At 45.0% G+C, this 505-nt stretch carries 1 protein-coding gene; it reads left to right on the top strand.

Annotation, left to right across the window (positions count from 1 at the left end; all coding sequences use genetic code 11):
- Nucleotides 1–445 (top strand): tRNA (adenosine(37)-N6)-threonylcarbamoyltransferase complex ATPase subunit type 1 TsaE (gene tsaE / locus R7Z50_RS31395; protein WP_318150261.1); only part of this gene is annotated, 445 nt, incomplete at its 5' end.
- Nucleotides 446–505 lie beyond the last annotated feature (60 nt).

Here is a 505-nt window from a genome sequence, read left to right as displayed (position 1 = left end):
TTTAAAAGATGAGCAAGAAACGGTAGCACTGGGCACCGAGCTGGCTCAACTTTGTTCTCAACAAACCACTATTTATCTGCAGGGTGATTTAGGTGCAGGTAAAACAACCTTCAGTCGTGGTTTTGTCCGTGCTCTTGGGCATCAAGGAAACGTGAAAAGTCCGACTTATACGCTTGTCGAACCTTACCAATTAGATAAGTGGCAGGTTTACCACTTTGATCTTTACCGATTGGCGGATCCGGAAGAATTGGAATTCATGGGGATCCGAGATTACTTCACAGATGATGCGATCTGCTTGGTTGAATGGCCTGAAAAAGGGCAAGGATTGCTGCCACAACCAGATTTAGATGTAGAAATTCGTTATCAAGGTGAGCAACGCGTCGCTGAGATAACGGCGAACAATGATTACGGTGTGCAGTTACTCAGTCGATTGGAGCTATGTTGAGTTTTTCAAATTTTAGAGCAGTGGCGACGTTTGTCGCCACTTTTCTCCTTATCATCCCCA

The organism is Vibrio sp. 1249-1 (genome assembly GCF_033340495.1).
The sequence above is the reverse complement of the archived record's forward strand: the minus strand, read 5'-3'. Positions and strand labels throughout refer to the sequence as shown.